The 864-nt window shown below is 69.3% G+C and carries 1 protein-coding gene; it reads right to left on the reverse strand.

Annotated elements, in window-relative coordinates; all coding sequences use genetic code 11:
- A partial coding sequence (locus FLX08_RS39970; RefSeq protein ID WP_167530777.1) for a transposase family protein occupies nt 1-723 on the reverse strand: 723 nt, incomplete at its 3' end.
- Nucleotides 724-864: the final 141 nt, after the last annotated feature.

Raw genomic sequence — 864 nt, forward strand, 5'->3', positions numbered from 1 at the left:
TTTGAAGATGGTGCACATGTCGATCGCGACGAAGGTCACGCCATCACGCCAGGCCTGAGTACGCTGGCCGAGCCAGCCGGTGACAGCAGTGCTGGTACGGCCTTCGACCTGGCCGAGCAGGCCTTGCCCGCCGGACAGGTCGACGAAGCCGACATGCCATCGGTCCACGACGGTCTGCCAGGTGCCGGTGGTCTCATCCCAGGTCCAGCGGGGCCGGCCTCGGCGGATCTCATCGATCCCCAGCACCGTGACGGGGGCGGGCTGACCGGGCAGCACCCGCTGGGCGTGCGCGGTGAACGCCGCACAGGCCACCGGCCAGGACACGCCGTGGTCGCGAGCCGACTGCACGATCGTCCTCCCACGGTCGGCGACGGCTTCCCCGGCGGCCTGGCGTAATCGCACCGTCAGCCGGGCCCGGGCCGGGACCTGTGCGACGTGCTCGGTGAACGTCCCTCTCGGGCAGGCCGGCTCGTCGCAGTACCACCGGCGTTTACGCCAGCGCAGGTCACAGCGGCGGCCCGCGACCGGTAGGTCACGCGGGCGGGTGGTCACCCACTCCTTGACCCGGGCCGCGAACACCCCGCACTCGGGGCAGGCCCGAGCGCTCTCGTCGGCGGTGACCAGATGCACGATCGGCCCCTGCCTGCTGTCTTCACCTGCTGCGACGACGTCGACGACGGCCAGGCCCTCCAGGCCCAGCAGCCGGGTCGTATCGTTGACCATGCTCGCGGCTCTTCTGTTGATCTTCTGCGTAGATAACAGAAATGATCAACGGGAGCCGCGAGCTCCCTCAAGAGGCAATCCATCCCGCAGCCGCGCGAGCAGGCGCAGCCTCGCCTCAACCCCGATCAAGTTCGATGAGCC

It is taken from the genome of Microbispora hainanensis, from assembly GCF_006874475.1.
In the GTDB taxonomy this organism is placed as follows: domain Bacteria; phylum Actinomycetota; class Actinomycetes; order Streptosporangiales; family Streptosporangiaceae; genus Microbispora; species Microbispora hainanensis.